General features: G+C 40.6%; 20 protein-coding genes and 2 pseudogenes. 15 read left to right on the top strand and 7 right to left on the bottom strand.

The features are described from left to right. Positions 1 to 242: 242 nt before the first annotated feature. The 5 genes from C232_RS0115320 to C232_RS0115295 all read right to left on the bottom strand — a co-directional run bounded on the left by C232_RS0115320 (position 243) and on the right by C232_RS0115295 (position 4,925). Entirely contained in the window at positions 243 to 899 is a 657-nt protein-coding gene (locus tag C232_RS0115320; RefSeq protein WP_018665031.1) for a hypothetical protein, read from the bottom strand. An 875-nt stretch (positions 900 to 1,774) separates the two neighbouring features. Then, positions 1,775 to 2,311, bottom strand: coding sequence for a stage II sporulation protein M (locus C232_RS0115310; protein WP_018665029.1), 537 nt, complete (start codon positions 2,309 to 2,311; stop codon positions 1,775 to 1,777). Continuing rightward, positions 2,295 to 3,023, bottom strand: coding sequence for an ABC transporter ATP-binding protein (locus C232_RS0115305; protein ID WP_018665028.1), 729 nt, complete (start codon positions 3,021 to 3,023; stop codon positions 2,295 to 2,297). The genes C232_RS0115310 and C232_RS0115305 overlap by 17 nt, the downstream gene beginning before the upstream one ends. Continuing rightward, positions 3,002 to 4,636 carry a hypothetical protein gene (locus C232_RS0115300; RefSeq protein WP_018665027.1) on the bottom strand — a complete coding sequence of 545 codons (1,635 nt, stop codon included), beginning with the start codon at positions 4,634 to 4,636 and terminating at the stop codon, positions 3,002 to 3,004. Before C232_RS0115300 ends, C232_RS0115305 begins: the two co-directional genes overlap by 22 nt. A 70-nt stretch (positions 4,637 to 4,706) precedes the next feature. Continuing rightward, positions 4,707 to 4,925, bottom strand: a complete 219-nt coding sequence (locus tag C232_RS0115295; protein ID WP_018665026.1) for a circular bacteriocin, circularin A/uberolysin family — start codon at positions 4,923 to 4,925, stop codon at positions 4,707 to 4,709. Between the two features lie 390 nt (positions 4,926 to 5,315). On the opposite strand from C232_RS0115295, the pseudogene C232_RS19560 reads away from it, so the two are divergent. From C232_RS19560 to C232_RS0115205, 15 genes and pseudogenes are all read left to right on the top strand, one after another. Beyond that, positions 5,316 to 5,574, top strand: a pseudogene (locus C232_RS19560) (IS5/IS1182 family transposase); the annotation flags it as partial. A 391-nt stretch (positions 5,575 to 5,965) separates the two neighbouring features. Further along, on the top strand, positions 5,966 to 6,214 hold the full coding sequence (locus C232_RS0115285) for a hypothetical protein (protein ID WP_018665024.1): 249 nt from the start codon (positions 5,966 to 5,968) through the stop codon (positions 6,212 to 6,214). Between the two features lie 706 nt (positions 6,215 to 6,920). Continuing rightward, positions 6,921 to 8,207, top strand: coding sequence for a helix-turn-helix domain-containing protein (locus C232_RS0115270; protein ID WP_018665021.1), 1,287 nt, complete (start codon positions 6,921 to 6,923; stop codon positions 8,205 to 8,207). 259 nt (positions 8,208 to 8,466) lie between these two features. Beyond that, positions 8,467 to 10,185, top strand: coding sequence for an acetate--CoA ligase (acsA, locus tag C232_RS0115265; RefSeq protein WP_018665020.1), 1,719 nt, complete (start codon positions 8,467 to 8,469; stop codon positions 10,183 to 10,185). A gap of 201 nt (positions 10,186 to 10,386) precedes the next feature. Continuing rightward, on the top strand, positions 10,387 to 11,157 hold the full coding sequence (gene modA, locus C232_RS0115260; RefSeq protein ID WP_018665019.1) for a molybdate ABC transporter substrate-binding protein: 771 nt from the start codon (positions 10,387 to 10,389) through the stop codon (positions 11,155 to 11,157). A gap of 2 nt (positions 11,158 to 11,159) precedes the next feature. Then, on the top strand, positions 11,160 to 11,858 hold the full coding sequence (modB, locus tag C232_RS0115255) for a molybdate ABC transporter permease subunit (protein ID WP_018665018.1): 699 nt from the start codon (positions 11,160 to 11,162) through the stop codon (positions 11,856 to 11,858). Then, complete coding sequence (locus tag C232_RS0115250; protein ID WP_018665017.1) at positions 11,839 to 12,867, top strand: sulfate/molybdate ABC transporter ATP-binding protein; 1,029 nt, start codon at positions 11,839 to 11,841, stop codon at positions 12,865 to 12,867. The genes modB and C232_RS0115250 overlap by 20 nt, the downstream gene beginning before the upstream one ends. Positions 12,868 to 12,949: 82 nt before the next feature. Further along, complete coding sequence (gene moaA, locus C232_RS0115245) at positions 12,950 to 13,951, top strand: GTP 3',8-cyclase MoaA (RefSeq protein WP_018665016.1); 1,002 nt, start codon at positions 12,950 to 12,952, stop codon at positions 13,949 to 13,951. Positions 13,952 to 13,954: 3 nt separating this feature from the next. Further along, on the top strand, positions 13,955 to 14,455 hold the full coding sequence (locus C232_RS0115240) for a MogA/MoaB family molybdenum cofactor biosynthesis protein (protein ID WP_018665015.1): 501 nt from the start codon (positions 13,955 to 13,957) through the stop codon (positions 14,453 to 14,455). Positions 14,456 to 14,649: 194 nt separating this feature from the next. Next, positions 14,650 to 15,927 (top strand): molybdopterin molybdotransferase MoeA, encoded by a 1,278-nt coding sequence (locus C232_RS0115235; protein ID WP_018665014.1) that lies wholly within the window; start codon positions 14,650 to 14,652, stop codon positions 15,925 to 15,927. Between the two features lie 41 nt (positions 15,928 to 15,968). Then, positions 15,969 to 16,427, top strand: coding sequence for a molybdenum cofactor biosynthesis protein MoaE (locus tag C232_RS0115230; RefSeq protein WP_018665013.1), 459 nt, complete (start codon positions 15,969 to 15,971; stop codon positions 16,425 to 16,427). Next, positions 16,424 to 16,657 (top strand): molybdopterin converting factor subunit 1, encoded by a 234-nt coding sequence (gene moaD / locus C232_RS0115225; RefSeq protein ID WP_018665012.1) that lies wholly within the window; start codon positions 16,424 to 16,426, stop codon positions 16,655 to 16,657. The genes C232_RS0115230 and moaD overlap by 4 nt, the downstream gene beginning before the upstream one ends. Positions 16,658 to 16,660: 3 nt before the next feature. Beyond that, positions 16,661 to 17,152, top strand: a complete 492-nt coding sequence (gene moaC / locus C232_RS0115220; RefSeq protein WP_018665011.1) for a cyclic pyranopterin monophosphate synthase MoaC — start codon at positions 16,661 to 16,663, stop codon at positions 17,150 to 17,152. Then, positions 17,149 to 17,693 (top strand): annotated as a pseudogene (locus C232_RS19555) (ThiF family adenylyltransferase). The gene moaC and the pseudogene C232_RS19555 overlap by 4 nt, the downstream one beginning before the upstream one ends. A 95-nt stretch (positions 17,694 to 17,788) precedes the next feature. Then, on the top strand, positions 17,789 to 18,346 hold the full coding sequence (locus C232_RS0115205; protein WP_018665008.1) for a GNAT family N-acetyltransferase: 558 nt from the start codon (positions 17,789 to 17,791) through the stop codon (positions 18,344 to 18,346). A 342-nt stretch (positions 18,347 to 18,688) separates the two neighbouring features. Here the strand turns inward: C232_RS0115205 and C232_RS18835 are convergent, their stop codons facing one another. Continuing rightward, entirely contained in the window at positions 18,689 to 19,114 is a 426-nt protein-coding gene (locus C232_RS18835) for a hypothetical protein (RefSeq protein WP_018665006.1), read from the bottom strand. 307 nt (positions 19,115 to 19,421) lie between these two features. Beyond that, positions 19,422 to 20,252: ISLre2 family transposase (locus tag C232_RS18830; protein ID WP_018660676.1), on the bottom strand; the 831-nt coding region annotated here is incomplete at its 5' end.

The raw sequence follows: 20,252 nt of genomic DNA, 5'->3' as shown, positions 1-20,252 counted from the left end.
GATCAGAAAAAAGGTCAATTTATTACGGCCACTGAGACGTATCACCTCTAACTTACTTTTTACCACTTAATTACACGGAATGTACCAATAAATACCATATATTTACCATTTAATACCTTTGTATAATCGGACTTCAAGTGCAAGGTTTTTTACGTATTTTCCATAAAAACCTTACACTTTATTTTAGACAAAAGTGGCCAAAATCCTTGTTGAATCTGAAATTTTTGCTTATTCAGCGCGCCCTAATTAAGGACTGATTTAAGGTCCCCAGTTATGGTGGTCAAGGCAGCCACCATAACAGTTAAGGCTAAATTAACAATTACTACTAGCGTAATTGTTAATTTATTTACTTTCCCATCATTACTTTTCAATAATATGATAACTCCCAAAATATAGATCAGTAAGCTCCATAGTCCCGTAATACTTATACTGCTAGAAAGTATCTGCAGAATTTGATGCTGATTATTAAAAAGACCAGCAAGTGGATTAAAAAAATTGGTGAAATACTTTCCGGAAAAGAAAGAGAATATTACTTTTAATAATAGTTCAATTAGAACTGGCACGTATGAAAAAATTCCTATTACCATTAAACTTTTAAATTCTATATATATGCCTGTTATAAGAATTGTTATATAGTTAATAATTGAATTTATAATAATACTAATAAAAGGCGATAGAAAACCAATGAGCAATGAAAAAATAATCAATAATGGGCTAACTGACTTAAAGTTAATTCCCAACATTGTCTGATCTATCGATTGAGATGCAAATACAGTATATAGAATAGAAGAAATAACCCCAATTATAAGGATCGGAAAAAATAACTCATTTGACTTTAAATTAGTAGTAATTATTTGACGTGGCTTATATAGAACCACGAAAAGATTTTGTAATTTCATATGTACGCTCCTCGTATTATTAGTAGTAGTAAGAGCTCGCTCTTTCTAAAAGAACTTCCAGTTGATCTGGTTTATCATAAAATTCACTCTAAAATTCTATAGGATGTAAGGCTAGCTTCTCGGCTTCCCCATCATTAATATTTATGTTTTACCTTTTTTTCACTCAATTGGTATTGTGTTCAGACTGTATTTTCGCAGGGAGATAATTCCTCACGTATCCTTAATCGAGTATCGGAAACGCCAGAAAATGGAGGAACTCCAGCCTCTGTCATTTTTTATAGAATGCAGAATATCTTAAGCTATAAAATCTATTTTTTGAATCAAGTCTTTCTCAAATTTAGTAGACTTCGACAGGACAACCCCTTTGCGGATATGTTTGGAACAGCATGCTTAGTTGTTGAATTAATTCAGTTTCTTCTAGCGAAAAGGATAAATCACATCGAACATCTTAAGAAAGTTACAAAATATCTTCAAAAGCTCGACTGTTCTAAGTATCGATTAGATAAAGTGATGGCAGACCTGGTTAATATTTCACTTTCTGTCAGTCTTAGCGTTATAAAGTACATGAAATCTGAAGTAAAAAATTGACAAGGAAATTGCAAAAATCATGACAAGCGTTCCCCAAACATTAATCTCAATTTAAAGGGATTGGGGATGTTTACGCAGCTGGCCTAATTACCAAAATTGGTGACATCAAGCATTTTTAAAATCATCAAACGTTAGCTACCTACATCAGCCTGGTCTGGAGCCAGTATAAATCCGACGAATATGAACTCGAAGAAACAGAACGTCTGCATTCCGGACTATTAATCCCAAAAAAGTTTCCAATTTCCTATTTTTTTGTGTTTGTCATTCTGTTGACTTTATTAAAAAGTTCATTTGAAAAAATAGTTAATTACTAATGGCGATACTTTTGCTTCCATAATACTTGCAATTATTAAAAAGACAACAATCAATGCCAACATTATTCCAATACTTTTTATTTGATTCTTATAATCAATTTCTTTTTTATTCCGTAATAATAAGTATATGAGATATATTGGGTATAAACCTATGGCTCCGCTTAAAATAATAGCTGGGATTTCGAAAATACCATGAAAAAAGATACTTGCTATTGCTTCCTGAATGGACTTTTCAATGGCGACTCCTACGAATGTCGCTCCCAACATCACTCCATTTAGGAATAAACTCCATAAGGTGGATAAAGAGAACACAGCTATTCCGCTGATAAGGATTATGCAGCTTACTAAATTGTGTTGAAAATAATGTAAGGGAGAAAAAGAGAAATCTCCATTATAAAAAGAGAAATCTACCTCTTTTGATAAAATAGCTCCAGTCAAAATTGAAAAGAAATAAATAATTAGTGAACAAATAATAATAGGTTGACTAAAAAACTTAAAAATTATCCGCATGTTTATCACCCGATACGGAAATCAAAGCATCTTCAAAAGTTTGATTATTCTTCAGTTGGGAGACCGTCCCTTCATAAACTAATCTTCCTGTATTTAGTATAACAACCCTATCACAAATATCCTCTATAATATCCAATCGATGAGATGACAAAAGAATCCCTATTTCCTTTTCCTTTGCTAAGCTTGTTAGATAATCCTTTGTTTTTTTTGTCGACAATGCGTCAAATCCATTCATTGGTTCATCTAATAAAAAATATGTTGGCTTGGAAAGAATGCCTATTATTAAGGCAACCTGCTGTTTCATCCCATATGATAAATCTTTCATGTAATCATTCTCTTTACTATTTAATGAAAAAAGTCTTAGCAAAGGTTTGATTACTTTATCTATTTCGATACGAGATAAGGAATGTAAGGAGCCAATAAAATACAATGTTTCTTTAATCGTCAACATATTATATAAAAATAAATCATTAGGAACAAAACTAATTCCATATTCCTTTTCATTAATTATTATTTTTCCACTTTGTGGCCATTTCAATCCGCTTATACACTCTAATAAGGTTGATTTACCAGCTCCATTATGACCAACTAAACCTACAATTTCCCCCCTATCCAGCTCAAAAGAAATAGATTGAAGAGCTGCCTTTTTTGCATTATCGTAAGTGTATGATATTTCCCTAATTTCCAACATTACCATTTCCAACCTTTCCATAATGGTGCTCTTAGGATAAAAAATAATATTATTGCCCATATGAGGGTACTTATAGTAAACAATTCAATATTATTGACAATAAAATCTTGTATAGTTATTTTTTGTGCAAATAAGAAAACAGTATTGGTACCTGAAATAGAGATTATAATTATTTGAAATACCTTTGAAAATATATTTTCAGTTATGTACCCGGGGATTGATGTATTAATTTGGTCTTCTGTTTCCCATTTAAAATTTGGAAAGCAAGCGTTACCAACCAAAAAACTCATCGAAGATATAAAAGAGATACAAAATGTACTTAACAAAAACAATAAAATAATAGATAGTGATGCTCTAATTATAATTAGTATAATGATTGTTGAAATAAGCAAAGTACAAAATGAAATTGTAAATAGTAATAATAGCTTAGAAAAGTAAATAAAATAAGGATTATTCATATGAGTATAGTAAAACTTTAACCAGTTCCGTTCTTGATCAATACTGGAAATCTTTGAAATAGACTGTGTTATTAACTCATTGCTAATCAATTGATAGACAATAATAATCATACAAACAATCCCAGTTTTAGTACCATCATTATAGTGAATAGACAATGCAGACATGGCTCCTAAAAAAAATGAAAAGAATACGAGATTCGCTTTCAGAAAGCCTGAGGAGATATACTCGCCTCTTATAAGAAGTAGTAAATCCTTTAGAAAAAGAGAAACCCACTTACTTTTCATTTTGAACCTAAACAAGGCATTTTCAATTTTATAAATCTTCCTTTTTTCAATAACTTTTGCTTCTATTCGATATCTATCAATTCTTTTTTGATACATGTAAAAAAAGGATAAGATTGCCGATACTAGAAAAATAGCCAACCCACCGCCAAATACCCATGTATTGTGAAGTGGTTCATCCATTCTAATATTCAATATAGTAGATGCCATTGATAGCAACATTTCTTTATTTAATATATATTGCATAATCGAAAATGATACAAACCAACCATAAATCATCCAAAGTACTATTTTACCAACAACAGAATAAGTTTTTCTATTTTGCAACTTATGATTGTCGATAAGATAAAGTATAATCATAAATAAACCTCTCAAAAATAAAGAAAGTATAACAACCAGTATGAAAACTGTAGTCCAACCCCATAATTCAATTCCATGAAAAACTATAATAAATGGTGCTGTTATTCCTAAGTGTATAGGTAGTATAAATAAAACAATCTCTAAAAAAAATGCATCGATAATCTTAGCTACCTGTAAGGTGATTGGTGAAACTTTTTGTAGACGTAAATAATAATAATCTTTAGAATGGAAAGCCCGTATATATGCCTCGTTGAAAGAGTTCCTCATAAGATAAATAAACAAAAGAATATAATAAATTATAAAAATTTTTTCGCCTGTTATTGTAGAAATTCCAACATTATTGCTGATTATTTTAAAAAAACTATATGCAGTGATAAAAGAAATAATAAATATTCCTATAGCTAAATTCACTATACTAATTATTGCGAACCTTTTACCCATAACAAAGCCCGGATAAATCCTATTAACAAACCATCTATAATGTAATAGATGCTGCAATAAGATTAATGAGAATATTTTTTTGAATTCCTTCATTTTTATTCACCTTCATAAGATAAGAAGATCTGCGTAGAAAAATAGGCAGTCTTCTTATCTGCTTTTTTAATTACCAAGCCACAGCTGCTGCTGCTGCCATTCCTTTAATTTTCTTTTTAATCATGTACACTACTACTGCTCCTCCTACTGCCATTGGACCTGTTGCAGCAACAATTACCGCGACAATAGACGCTACAGAGGCACCAGCATTAACCAAATTATAAACCTTTTGTGCTGTATCCCTAGATACATGAAATGTCCCCATAATTTCAAAAATTAAATTTTCCATACTCTCTACCTTCCCTATTATTTTTATTTACCAAAATCATCTGGTATAATAAGAGTATATTGAATTAACAAATTAAATTAAATAGGCAAATTTTACTGTTTTTTTAGGAGTGTTTGAAATGTTTTTAAAATTATTACAGATTTTTGCAATTTTAGGTTTTATTCTTTCAATTTTTAAAATGAATATCGGTTTTTTTATAGGCTTCTTTTTTACCGGCGTTTATCTACTTTTTTTAAAAAACGAAAACAGTGGGAATAGAAAGTTTAATATAATTTTCTCGATATTCTCTTTTGTAGTGGCTTTTTACTTTTTATTTTTAAATTTTATTTTAAGCTGAGTCCGTGATGAAATTTTCATTCAATCTCGAAAAATATGCAAGGAGTCTAGTATAATAAAGGAAAGTTACAAAAGCCACGGACCTACAGAAAAAGGGTTCGATTGGACTATCTTTCTGTCGCCAAGCAACGCAAAGTTGGAGCTCGAAAAACCCGGAAAGCTGTCGGCAAACAGCTTAGGATATGTAAAACGGGATCTGGGAATCATTGAAAATCCTGTTACCCAAAGCTCCCTGTCTCTCTTGAGCAGAGATAAGAACCGGCATTTCCTAGTGATTCATGAACTTTACCGCCAACAGGCAGAAATTTACAAGCCTTCTGGATACCAGTGAAACAGTAGTAACTCTTCAATTTCTCATACTGAATCTGGTGCGAAAGCTCAGGTTATTTTTTGACTCTTACACAATATTATTTTATATTTTGATAACCAGATTTTGGCTTGCATCTGGTTCGTTCAGCAAGCCTTATCTAAGATTTTTTGCTATGAACTCGACAAATATCAAGAGGTGCTGCTGACCAAGGTAATAATTGATCCATTTGATCAGTATCTTCCGTATCCATTGGGAAGCTTTTCATATTGATAGCTAAGGTAGCAAAACGGTTGTAACATGTTTTTCTTTATTAGCAAGAACCAGTATAGTACCTCAAAGCATTTATTTATTTGAGGAAAGTATCTTAGAAAATATAAAAGTTGGAAACAGAAACTTGCCAAACGAAGAATTTATGTCTCAAATAAATTTATTTCAAAAATATGGAATATTAAAAAGCGTAAATTTGGATAAAAAAGTGATTGACAATGGAAAAAGTTTTACCGCAGGAAACTTACCAAAGCACCGTTTATCAATGGTAGCCGGCTTTGGCATTGACTTGATTATTCGCATGAAGGATATGTGCCTTACGATCGTCAAGGACACGCTTGGTTTGTTTTTAAAAAGAAAGCCGGACCATGAATGAAAAATGAAGGAGAACAACAAAATAATCCAAGTAGAGGCCTTGGAAGAATTTGATATGAAGCTGACCAATGTAAGCAGAGGCATACGGTTTGAGCACATACAAACTTTATGCCACGCGAAAATGGAAAAAGAAGAGACAGAAGAAATTCTCCTAGTACAACAGCGCATCACAAATAAGGATACCCGTAAAATGATGATAATACGTATAAATTGTTCAATTAGCCTTTTGTCAGCTGTGATCCCCACTCTATCCTTTTGAGAACTGTCGCCTTCTTTGGCTCTCAAAGGCTCAAATCCGCACAATTCGGGGGAGGGGCTTTCCCGATCGTCATTGTAGCCGACTAAACGATAATAGTAATGGGTAACGCCATCTTCACTCGGGTAAGGACATCCTCGCCGTCTTTTTTAACACTTTCAAACAGTTCCACCCCGTCAATGGCGGAAAAAGTCAATTTTCTTTTAAATAATTGCGCTAAGTGGTCTTCTTTCGTTATCATATAAAGGACACTATTCTTTTTTAGCTGCTACCTAAGCTCCCCATATTATGCCAAAGAAGAACGGTGTCTTTCTTTGTGCGTGGAAAAATGAGTTAATAAACAAATTGTTCTTTGGGTTTGGCAAAACTATTTATTAGTTCAGATGGAATTTGAGCTATGATAGTTCATTTTTATATGCGACAAATTAACAGATGGTAAGAAGGTGAATGCATGATATCTATTGGAGAAAAAATAAAAAGAAGAAGAAAAGAACTTGGGTTAACGCAAGCTGAGATAGCTGAGCCTCATTTCACAAGAGGATTTATTAGTCAAATTGAAAATGGAATAATAAAAAATCCTCCATACAAAACCGTGGAAATTATTGCGAATAAGCTGGCTGTATCTACCAATTTTCTTTTAGGAAAAGAAGAAGAAGAGACAAATGATGCGACTAAGCGAAAAGAAATGATCGAAAAGGCTGGAATATGCAGTAGTCTTATTCGCTTAAAACGTTTTGATGAGGCGCAGCAGGTTCTGAAGGAATTGAAAGCTTTTAAGAGAACGGAATATCTGGGGTACATCAATGAACTGCAAGGCTCTCTTCTTTACGCTCAAAAGGAATATGGGATGGCCATACCTTTTTTTGAAGAGGCTATGATCTACCTCGGTACTGAAAACCTTAAATCTATCTGTGAAATTTATCAGAAATTAGCAGAGTGTTGTATGCATGTTAATGATTATGACAAAGCGATTGACGCTGGCATTTCTGGTCTCATGATATATAATAAGTCTCGAATGTCTGATCATTTATTACAACTAAAGCTGTTTTATATACTTGCATATTGCCACTGTAGAAGAAAAGAATATAAACAGGGATTAAAGTATATTGAGGAGGCTGTATCTGTTTCAAAGTCAGAGAACATTTACTATAGGTATGGGTCCTTTAAAATGTTACAGGGCCACTGTTATAATTTTTTTAAGAATGATCGTAAAGCGATATCTTATACAAAAGAAGCGCTAAATTATTTAGAGGATCCAAAAGACGTGATTGGATGTTTAACAAATTTAGGGATATTTCATCGTCATCTGGACGATTATGATCAATCAAGCCAATATTTGATGGACAGCTTATCTATGGCTAAGAAAGAACAGTTAACATGGTATATTAAAAATAATCTTTATGAATTATCATTCACAAATATAATGAACAAAAAGAATGAAAAAGCGCTTGCTTTAGTTGAAGAAGGGATTGAGATCAAAGGATATCAAGACTTGCAAGCAAAACTTTACTATAACTTAGGGCTGTGTAACTTGCATTTCAAAAACTTTTCCAAAGCAAGAATGTTAATCGATGATGCTTTAAATCTTTTTCGTGAGCTTAATATGAGCCGCTGGGTTGCAAAAGCCTTATCGTTACTTTCTGAAGTGATGTATGAAGAAGGAGATACTTCGTCAGCCTTTAAATATATGAAAACGTCCATAAGCATCTATGACAAATTATTGGATCATGATCAGTAATTGTGTATGTTTCCTTTTCTGAAGCGCTTAAGAAAACTATGCTATCCTCCATTTTCCTGTTAACAAGATGCCTTTGAGATTGAAATGTTTGAGCATTTCCATATGATGGACATGTTCTATATCCTGTTCACAATAAAATTGCCATCGAAATCGCTCCTTGTAAATATGTACGTAACATGTGAACAAATTATTAAAATTGTGAATATAAACATTTTCATTTATAATGGGAATGTGAATCTAAACAAAGGGGGATATGCACATGCAACTGGAAGCGTTACCATCTGTTCAAGGGGAGTATAATCTTCAAAACTATGAAGAAACGTACAAAACTTTTAGCTGGAAAGAGGTTGAGAAGGATTTTTCATGGTCGGAAACCGGGCGGGTAAATGCCGCTTATGAAGCGATTGACTGCCATGCCGAAAGCTTCCGGAAAAATAAAGTGGCACTCATGTATTTAAGCGGTACGCGCAATGAAAAGTACACGTTTTATGAGATGAAAAAATTTTCAAACAAGGCAGCAAATGTGCTGAAAGAAAAAGCAAATGTCCAAAAAGGCGATCGTGTCTTTATTTTCATGCCGCGTTCGCCGGAATTGTATTTTGCAACCCTTGGCGCCATCAAATTGGGCGCGATTGTCGGCCCGCTGTTTGAAGCATTTATGGAAGGGGCCGTAAAAGACCGTCTTGAAGACAGCGAGGCAAAAGTGTTGGTAACGACGCCGGATCTGGTTGGCCGGGTTCCGGTGGATCAGCTTCCTGCCCTTGAAACAATCTTTATCGTCGGGGAAGATGTCGAGGAAGACGGAAAGTTTGTTGATTTCCTTAAATACTTTGAAACGGCCCCGGATCAGCTGGATATTGAATGGGTGGACAGAAAAGACGGGCTGATTCTTCATTACACATCGGGTTCAACCGGCAAGCCTAAAGGCGTACTGCATGTCCATAATGCGATGATCCAGCATTACCAGACAGGGAAATGGGTGCTTGATTTAAAAGAAGACGATATTTACTGGTGCACGGCCGATCCGGGCTGGGTCACCGGGACCTCCTATGGGATTTTCGCACCGTGGCTGAACGGGGCAACGAATGTAGTCGTGGGCGGCCGCTTCAGTCCGGGTGCCTGGTACAAAACGATTGAGTCCTTTGGTGTCACAGTCTGGTACAGCGCGCCGACTTCATTCCGGATGCTGATGGGTGCCGGTAATGAAGTGATCAGCCAGTATGACCTCTCTACGCTGCGCCATATTTTGAGTGTCGGCGAGCCGCTGAATCCTGAAGTCATCCGCTGGGGACATGAAGTATTCGGGCTCCGCATCCATGATACATGGTGGATGACGGAAACCGGTGCGCAGTTGATCTGCAATATCCCGTGTATGGATATAAAGCCGGGCTCAATGGGCAAACCGCTTCCGGGCATTGAAGCAGCGATTGTCGATGACCAGGGCAATGTGCTGCCGCCAAACAGGATGGGGAACCTCGCGATCAAGAAAGGCTGGCCTTCGATGATGGCAACGATTTGGAACAATCCGCAAAAATATGAATCGTATTTCTTCCCGAATGGCTGGTATGTGTCAGGGGACTCTGCTTATATGGATGAAGACGGCTACTTCTGGTTCCAGGGCCGCGTCGATGATGTCATTATGACTTCAGGTGAGCGGGTCGGGCCGTTTGAAGTGGAAAGCAAGCTGATTGAATTCCCGGCCGTTGCTGAAGCGGGTGTAATCGGCAAACCGGATCCTGTCCGCGGCGAAATCATCAAGGCCTTTATCGCGCTGCGGGACGGCTATGAAGAATCGGATGAACTGAAAGAAGAAATCCGCCTGTTTGTGAAAAAAGGCCTTGCCGCCCACGCAGCCCCGCGGGAAATCGAGTTTTGCGAGAAACTCCCGAAAACACGAAGCGGGAAAATCATGCGCCGCGTTCTGAAGGCATGGGAACTGGACCTCCCGACCGGCGATTTATCGACAATAGATGACTAATCAGGAGCGGGGCAGCTAAAGCTTGCCCCGCTTTTGCGCCCAAATGAGTCTGAGCAGGGCATTGAAATGAAATTATGAAAATTAAAAAATTGAGAAAGATAGAAGAATAGGCTATGATAATACATATATAATAATTTTCCAAACAAAGGAGGCGCTTTTGAAAAAAATTTTCTTTGAAAAATTGTCATCAGGTGATGCCATTTGAAAAAATTAAGTTTCATTTTGCTGTGTGTTGTACTGCTCACAGCTTGTTCCACACAGAAAAAAACGGCCTCTTCCCCTGAAGAAATCAACGTCGCGGCCGCTTCAGATTTGACGAAGTCCTTTCAAAAAATCGGGAAGCAATTTGAAAAACAAACCGGTATCAAAGTGAAATTTATTTTCGGCGCATCCGGCGAACTGGAAGCACAAATCGAAAACGGTGCACCGTATGATGTGTATGCAGCAGCTAATCATACGTATGTAAAAAAACTGAAAGATAAAAACCTGATTACCGCTAATTCGGATAAGGTTTATGCACTTGGCGAAATCGGCGTCGCAACCCGAAAAGACAGCAAGATTCAGCCCGCTGATCCCGATGGTCTTACAAGCCGGCAAGTGAAGAAAATTGCGATTGCCAACCCGAAAACAGCCCCGTACGGAATGGCTGCGAAACAGGCGCTGCAAAAGGCCGGCATTTGGGATAAAGTGAAGGATAAATTGGTGTATGCCAAGAATATTTCAGATACACTGACATATGTTCAATCCGGAAATGCCGAAGCCGGGCTTGTATCCCATTCGCTTGTACAAGGGGAACCTGTCCGTTACCGGATGATTGATGACAGCTTGTATGATCCTTTGCAGCAAACCATGGCCGTTGTCAAAAACAGCAAACAGCAAAAGGCCGCGCAAAAATTCTGCGCGTTTTTAACCGGACCGCAAGGCAAAAGAATCTTAAAGCAATACGGTTATGCCATTCCTGAGGGGAAATGACCGTGAAAAATATGAACTTCTTTCCTTTATACCTGTCCTTAAAGGTTGCAGTTTTGGCAACATTGCTTGCCATTATCGTCGGTTTGCCGGTTTCATACTATTTAAGCCGGTCGAAAGGGAGAGCCACAGATTTTTTTGACGCTTTGCTGACCCTGCCGATTGTGCTGCCGCCAACCGTACTCGGCTATTATTTGCTGGTCTTTTTCGGCAGGCAGGGTGCGCCCGGCCGCTTTTTGGAGCAGCACTTCGGATGGACGATTGTATTTACGCAGACCGGCGCAGTACTCGCCGCGCTTGCCGTTTCCATCCCTTTCTTTATTCAATCCGCAAGAACGGCCTTTGAAAGCATAGAAGAAAACCTGCTCAACGCTGCCCGTGTGCTCGGGCGTTCGGAATGGAATTTGTTTTTCACCGTCATGATCCCCTTATCATGGCGGGGGCTGGCCTCCGGGGTCATGCTTGTTTTCGCGAGGGCATTGGGGGATTTCGGGGCGACATTAATGGTTGCCGGCAGTATCCCCAATCAAACGATGACCATGCCGGTTGCGATTTATGACGCTTTATTGGCAGGGGATACAAAAATGGCAAATATGCTGGTAGCCATTATGACGGTTCTGTCAATTGCAATTTTATACGGGATCAAGCGGCTGGAGAAACGGATGATAAGGGGTGAAAACAGGCATGCTGCAAATCAAGATTAAAAAGGCGTTTCCGCAGTTTTATCTTGACGTGGATTTCAGCGTTCACCCCGGCATCACCGGGATTTTAGGGCCGTCCGGAAGCGGCAAGAGTTTAACCCTGCAGTGTATTGCCGGTCTTGAAAATCCCGATGCCGGTTCGATCCGGGTGAATGGCCGCGTCGTGTATGATGCCGGGAAAAAAATCAATATCAAGACGAGATTCCGCAAAACAGGTTATCTGTTTCAGCATTATGCCCTTTTTCCGCATTTAACCGTCAAGCAAAATATCGCTTACGGCTTAAAAGGGATGCCAAAAAAAGAAAGGGAAGAAAGGGTAAGGCGCTTCCTCGAAAAAATCCAGCTGCAAGGCTATGGAAACCGCTATCCGAATGAAATGTCAGGCGGACAGCAGCAACGGGTGGCTCTTGCCCGCACGCTGATTCCGGAGCCGGCGTGCCTGCTATTGGATGAACCTTTTTCCGCGCTGGATGATGAGACCAAACAATTTTTAATGCAGCAATTCGCAACCTTTATTCACGAAAATTTCCGCGGCGCCGTTCTTTTTGTGACCCATAGTTTAGAAGAAGCCGTCAAATTATGTGACCATTTGGTTTTGTATAAAGACGGGAAGGTGCTGCAGACCGGCCCGAAAAACGAGGTCCTTTACCACCCGGAAACGAAAGAGGCGGCCAGAATTGCGGGCTGCAGCAATATCCTGGAAATCAGCCGGGCTGAAAACCGGATCTGTATGGCCGGCGGTGCCGCAATTGCAGTAGACGGTAAGAAGGCCGGGCCTTATCGTTTTCTTGGGATCCATGCCCATCATGTGAAGTTTACCAACCAGGCACAGGAAAATGTTTTTTCTTATCGCGTGACAGACTGCCGCCAAACATTTGATGGTTATCATGTCACCGCGGAGACGCCTTATTTTACGGTCTGTGCATCGGTGCCGCCCGATCAAATTCAAGCCGTTTTGGCCGTTGAAAAGAAGCTGTATCTGCCAAAAGAACATTTATTGCGATTAAAATAGCATGATTTTCGTTGCAGGATGGATATTCAGGGGATAACCCCTGCCGTTTTGCAAACCATATACCGGAAATGGGGGATGATATTTGTTAACAGATGTTTTGGGCAGGCCGCTTCTCGACTTGAGAATTTCTGTAACGGACCGCTGTAATTTCCGCTGTACGTATTGCATGCCGGAAACGGACGGCCAAAAATATTGTTTTATGAAAAAATCTGCCCTGATGACATTTGAGGAGATCACACGCCTTGCAGAAATTTTTGTTTCTTTAGGGGTGAGGAAAATCCGCTTGACCGGCGGGGAACCTTTATTAAGAAAAGAGATTGACAGACTGGTAGCCATGATACATAAGATTGCGGGACTTGAAGATCTGTCGCTGACAACGAACGGATTTTTGCTGAAGCGGTATGCCTTCGCGTTAAAACAAGCGGGGCTGGACCGTTTGAATGTAAGCCTGGACGGACTCGATGATGAAATATTTCCCGCCATCAACGGCGTCGGCGTCAAATCCTCAAGCATTCTGGAAGGCATCGATGAAGCCATCCGGTGCGGAATCAAAGTGAAAGTCAATATGGTGGTAAAAAAAGGCATGAATGATTGCGAAATTGTGCCGATGGCTGCCTATTTCAAAGAAAAGGAGATCACGCTCCGTTTCATTGAATATATGGATGTCGGTTCCCGGAACGGATGGAAACTGGATGAAGTCATGCCGAGCAAAGAAATATTCAATATGATTTCAGAGAAAATGCCGCTTGAACCGCTGAAAGAAAATTATTACGGCGAGGTCGCGAAACGCTGCCGCTACGCAGGCACCGATGTGGAAGTCGGCTTCATATCTTCCGTGTCGCAGCCATTCTGCGGGGATTGCACACGCTGCCGTCTTTCTGCTGACGGAAAAATTTATACATGCTTATTCGCCTCCCGGGGAACCGATCTGTTATCCTCCATGCGCAGCGGGGCAAGCAATGATGACATCATTGCGCAAATTAAAGGTGTCTGGCGTATCCGCCGCGACCGATATTCGCAGGAAAGAGGGAAACATCCGACGTTGAACGGGAAGCGGATCGAAATGTCCTATATTGGAGGGTAGACATTGAGTACAAAAGCGCACAAGCATAAAGCCAATATGCCGGTTTATTGTAAAGTCATTACTGTATCGGATACGCGTACAGAAGAAACGGATACAAGCGGGCGCCTGATCATGGCGTTATTGAAGGAAGCAGAAATGGAAACCGCTGCTTACAGTATTGTAAAAGATGACCATAAAGCCATTCAGTCAGAGATCCGGTCCGTACCAAAAGAAGTCAATGCAATTTTATTAAATGGCGGAACCGGTTTTACGAAAAGAGATGTGACCGTGGAAACGGTCCGCCCGCTCCTTGATAAAGAAATGGCGGGTTTCGGGGAATTATTCCGTTTTTTAAGTTATCAGGAAATCGGCAGCGCCGCAATGTTGAGTAAAGCAGTTGCCGGCACGATCGGCAAAAAAGCGGTTTTCTGCATGCCCGGATCCGGCAATGCCGTCGCGCTGGCGATGAAAAAATTAATCCTGCCTGAATTAAAGCATATCGTCTGGGAGCTTCGGCGGACATGAAGCCGGAATGATTTTGGCCGGCGGAACACCGCACCGGTTTGGCGGTGAAAAATCTTTGGCATAAACCGCCGGAATTTATACAGCCACCAGGGCATTAAAAACGATTGCCGGTTTTAAGGAAGAAAAATGCTTTACAACTATCAGTACAAAAGCCGGTTTACAAGAAAATAGAAACAGTAAAGGGGCTTAAATGGATGAGGAAACCAATCAAAGTCGAAGATGCGATTCACAAGGTGATGACCTGGACCTTAACAGGCAGCAAGGAAATGGTGCCGCTCCCAGTAAGCGCTAATCGGGTACTGGCGGAAGATTTAACAGCCACAAATGATGTGCCATGGTTTACCCGTTCCCCCTATGACGGTTATGCGCTTTTTTCCGGATCAACGGCTGCGGCGAGTGCGGATCACCCTGTTTTTTTAGAAGTCCTTGGCACAATCGGGGCCGGCTTTACATGGGACGAAGGTATCCGGCCGGGCCAGGCGGTCAAAATTATGACCGGCGCTGCAGTTCCGGACGGAGCGGACGCGGTGATCATGGTTGAACTGACAAAAGAAATTGAAAAGGGCGGCAAAACCTATGTGCAAATCAAGCGGCGCGTACATAAAGGCGAGAACATTGTCCATATTGGCGAAGATATGAAAAAAGGGGAAACACTCGTTGCAAAAGGCACCGTTATCAATCCGGGTGTCATGGCAGCACTTGCCACATTCGGTTACCAGCAGGTGGCTGTGATGAAAAAGCCGAAAGCCGCGATCATCGCAACCGGCAGTGAGCTTCTGGAGGTGGATGCATCACTTGAAAAAGGCAAAATCCGCGACAGCAATGCTTATATGCTGCAGGCGCAGATCCTTCGCGCAGGGGGAGAACCTTCTTTTTACTGCCTTGTTCAGGATGATTTTGAAGAGACCTGTCTTGCGGTGAAACAAGCACTGCAAGAAGCGGATATTGTGATGACAACGGGCGGTGTTTCGGTAGGCGATTTTGATTATATTCCACAGGTCTATGAAAAACTGGGCGCCGAACTTTTATTTAATAAAGTGGCGATGCGCCCGGGCAGTGTCACCTCGGCAGCCGTGCTGGACGGAAAAATCATCTTCGGCCTTTCCGGAAATCCATCTTCCTGTTATGTCGGTTTTGAGCTGTTTGTCCGCCCGTATATCAAAGCCATGTCCGGGCAGCAAAATGTTTTCCTCAAGAAAGTGCAGGCTGTTCTTGAACAAGATTTTCTAACGCCGAATCCGTTTACCCGGTTTGTGCGGGCAAGAGCCGGCTTTTCCGGGAATGTCCTGCATGCAGGGCCGGTCAGATTGGATAAACCGAATATTGTCTCTTCCTTAATTGAAGCCAATGCATTGATCATGCTGCCCGGCGGTTCGCGCGGTTTCAAAAGGGGCGAGGATGCAGAGGTGCTGCTGCTGGAGGATGACGAAGGTGCGCCTGTGTGGGATGAAAAGCCTGCAGAGCGGTTTTAATCTTCAAAACCGCAAAAACTGGAACAGGAAGGAGTGGGGAGATGTTCGCCATTGTAAAAGAACCGATTGATGTTGCCGCTGTGATTCAAGCTACAGCCGGTCGGAATGCGGGGGCCATTGTAACTTTTATCGGCACCGTCCGTGAATTAACAAATGGAAAGAAAACCATTTATCTTGAATATGAAGCATACGAAGCGATGGCGCAGAAGAAACTCGAACAAATTGGCGGGGAAATCAAGCGGCAGTTTTCGGAAGCCAAAACCGCCATTGTCCACCGCATCGGCCGCCTTGAGATTTCTGATGTGGCGGTAGCGATTGCAGTATCCGCCCCGCACCGCGATGACGCCTACCGGGCAAACCGGTATGCGATTGAAAGAATAAAAGAAATGGTGCCGATCTGGAAAAAAGAACATTGGGATGACGGCGAAGAATGGATCGGCAGCCAGCATGGAACCGTCTCCTATGAAAAAACAGGTTTTCCAAAGGAGGGTGGCCGATGATTCGCGTCCTATTGTTTGCGCACTTAAGGGAGCAGTTAAACCGTCCGGAAATTTTAATAGAGAAAAAGGAAATGTCTGTCGGCCAGCTGCGTGAAGCGCTGCAAAAAAATGGCATGCTGGCACAGGCATCTGCGGTGATGGTGGCGGTAAATGAGGAATTTGCGGCAGATGAAGAAATCATCAGGGATGGGGATGTTGTAGCACTTATTCCCCCTGTAAGCGGAGGTTGACAGATGGATCACCTGACACATATAAATGTACAGGGCCGCGCCAAAATGGTGGATGTGACGGAAAAAACCGAAACCGTGCGGACGGCCCATGCGAAAAGCAGTGTGATTTTATCAAAAGTAGTCTATGAAAATATCACCGGGATGAAAAACAAAAAAGGCGATGTGCTTGCGGTCGCACAGGTGGCAGGGATTATGGGCGCGAAAAAAACAGCCGAGTTGATCCCAATGTGCCATCTGCTTCCATTAACCGGGGTCGATATCGACTTGGACTGGCAAAAACGGGAAGACGGGCAATTTGAGCTGAACATCCATACTTTTGTGAAGACGAAAGGGAGCACAGGTGTAGAAATGGAAGCCCTTTGTGCGGCATCCATCACTGCTTTGACTGTCTATGACATGTGTAAAGCAGTGGATAAGGGCATCGTGATCGGGCCGACATACTTAGTCGAAAAAACAGGCGGCAAAAACGGTGATTTTAAGCGCCGGGAGGGATGAATATGGAACGTTATGCGCGGCAAATGCTGTTTGCACCGATTGGAAAAGATGGGCAGCGGAAAATTTCCGCAAAGCATGTCCTGATCATCGGTGCGGGGGCACTTGGTTCTGCGAATGCGGATATGTTAGCAAGGGCAGAAACCGGCAAGCTTTCAATTGTGAACCGCGATTATGTGGATGAGCATAATTTGCAAAGGCAGTCGCTCATGAACACCGGTACATAAAAGCGGGAAAACTGAAAAATCCGCACTGCCCTTCCTGCGGGCAGACTCCCGTTTACCCGGCTCTTTCTGAAAAATCTTCTGCAGATGTATTGTGCGGCAGAGATACAGTGCAAATCCGCCGGAAAGGCCATTTTAATCTGAATGAAACGGTTTGCCAGATGAAAGCAGATGGGATGGACGTGCAGTCCAACGATTATTTGATGATTACGGAATTGGACGGCCACCGCACCGTTTTATTTAAAGACGGAAGAATTCTGGTACACGGAACAAAAGATATTACGGCAGCACGTGCCCTGTATCAAAAATATTTTTCCTAAGCGCCTATCCAAAAGCTGCGTCCTTTTGCGGAAAAGAAGCCACTGATTTATAATTTACTATGGAACTCAAGGCAGAAGGAGAAAATAAATTGCGAATGAATATACGAAATGCAGTCAAAGCAGATGCAAAAGCTGCGGCCCTTCTCATTAGATCAGCCATTGAAGGAATTGCGGAAACATTGACAGGAGAAAGCGAGGAATCCAAAATATTGGAAGGCCTTGCGTCATTATTTACCCGGGAGGATAATCGGCTAAGCTACCGGAATTGCCTGATTGCCGATCAAGATGGGAAAGCAGTCGGCTTGATTCTTATTTATCACGGAAAAGATGCGGTCAGGCTTGATCAGCCGATTTTGGAAAGGCTTCGTAAAAAACCGGGGAAACCAGCACTTTTGGATATTGAAGCAGACAAGGATGACTATTATATTGATACGGTGAGTGTCCATCCTGATTACCAGGACAGAGGGATCGGAAGGCAGCTGATTGCCGCAGCAGAAAAACAAGCCCGAAAAAGGAAATATTTTTCCATCTCCCTTAATGTGGCCAAAAACAACCCGAGGGCAAAAAAGTTATATTTCAACCTGGGATATGTAAAGAAAAAAGAAATGAAAATCAGCGGAGATCTGTATGATTACCTTGTAAAAAGCCTATAAATTTCTCGAAAGAAGGCGGTGCTTGTTCAGAACCAAGGTTTAAAGGCACAAAAAAGTACCGCCTCATACAGGACGGCTAAAAACAGGGGAACGTCCGAATTTTGGTTGCGGTTTAGGGGTGCTTTTTAAAAAAGGGGACTACTCTAGCTATCCAAAATAAAAGAACAGCAATACAAAAATAAACAAGAAAATCAAAAAGCAAACGATCAATATCAAAAAAGTAATTCAAAATTTTCAAGGTAATTTGACTTAATAGTACCAGTATTAATCCATAGACGAAATAACCTACTAAAGTGATTTGGTTAGATGCCATTTTAACACCTCTGATTTAGCTCTTCTCTTTTAACCAAAAATATCACAACCAACTTTTGTGTAACTATTATAATTTTTATATTTTTTGCAAAACTTTTTAGTTCCATAATCCAATAATTTTTCCAATACCCAACCTGCAACAACACCAGATAAAAATGCCACCAGTGGGGCTACTCGTGTAGACATTTCACCTTTAATTCCAAAATTGTAAATTATCTCTTGCTTATCAACTGATAATCTTTCGAAATTACGTTTGAATTTTTTTACGCTGTTTTTAGAATGTCCCTCATCAATAGCTTTAGTGGCATTAAAAGTATAGCCTGTATCTATTTTTTCAACGTACTTTGTTAATTCTTTGCTTTCATTAATTTCTTTTTCTGCAGCTAATACAGTAGACATTGGAGCAATAGCCATTAAAACCAAACTAAAGCAAAGAAAAATTACAAACGTTTTCAAACTAAATTTCCCCACAGAAAGTTGCACTATCTTACATACATCTCCTTTTTCATTTATTACTCCATTTTATAAAATATGAGTGATTACTCAGTATATTAAAAAATGAAGTTATTTTGAATATAACAAATTCATTTAAAATTGTAAAGAGGGAAATAAAATTTGTATGTGTCAAGTTTTTCTCGATAGTGTTTAAATATCGGGTATTTCAAGACACTCTTTTTGTACACTTTCAGCTACCGCGCTTCGCTTGCTCTCCTGGGTAAATGGCATCAATTTTCCAAATTAATGCCATTTACCCAGGCTGAAATTAAACTCTCAAAATTTTGCTTAAATTTCCGATTGCCGATGATGTGCTCGTAAACAAGCTGACCGACCCATGTTTTACCCCAATTGACGGGCGCACAGGCTGTTTAAGCAGCTGGGATATCCTGATTGCTTGCTTCAATTCCCGTTGTTTTCTCACGCTTCTTGTACGGTGCTTCAGATAGGCTTCTCTCAATGTTCGGTTGAGAATCCCTTGCTTGATTTTAACCATAGCTTCTGCGCCTTTTTTGCTCCAATGCATGCCCCATTTTTTCATCCTGAAGGAGATATGCCTTTGGTTGGATTCCATCGCCCCCAAGCCTCTGGCGTCATCAGGCGTATTCTCCACCTTGTCTCTCCAGTCGAAAATGCGCTCCCAGTTTTTCTGGATATAGGAACGGAAGTCCTTGACTTTCTTGAAGCTCTTTTCGTCCGTTAATGTGCTTTCGTACGTGTCCAAATACAGCGTGAATTGGCCCAAATCATGCGTTTTTATCGCCTTTCTAATCTGTTCCTTTACTTCGCTCTTCCCACCCCCAAATGTCCTGACAACGGCCTGTGCGACATGGTAAGCATCCAGCTGATTGAGTGTCGGAAATTCTGACTGTGAGAATGCCGTTTGAAACCGTTCAGGTGTGTACCCCGGGCCTCCATCACTGTTGGTAATGACACGGGCTTTTTCGAGGGAATATGTGTTGGCAGCTGTGGCTTGGACCTCATCCCAGAATGTCTGAATTGGTTTGGTTGTCATCATCACTTTAGGCTGGCGCAGGGAAACCCTTTTGCCATTGATTTCCCACCCCTCATAGAGAATGGCATGGTGGACTTCCATACT

The sequence above is a fragment of the Heyndrickxia acidiproducens DSM 23148 genome, assembly GCF_000374345.1.
Lineage (GTDB): Bacteria > Bacillota > Bacilli > Bacillales > Bacillaceae_C > Weizmannia > Weizmannia acidiproducens.
The sequence above is the reverse complement of the archived record's forward strand: the minus strand, read 5'-3'. Positions and strand labels throughout refer to the sequence as shown.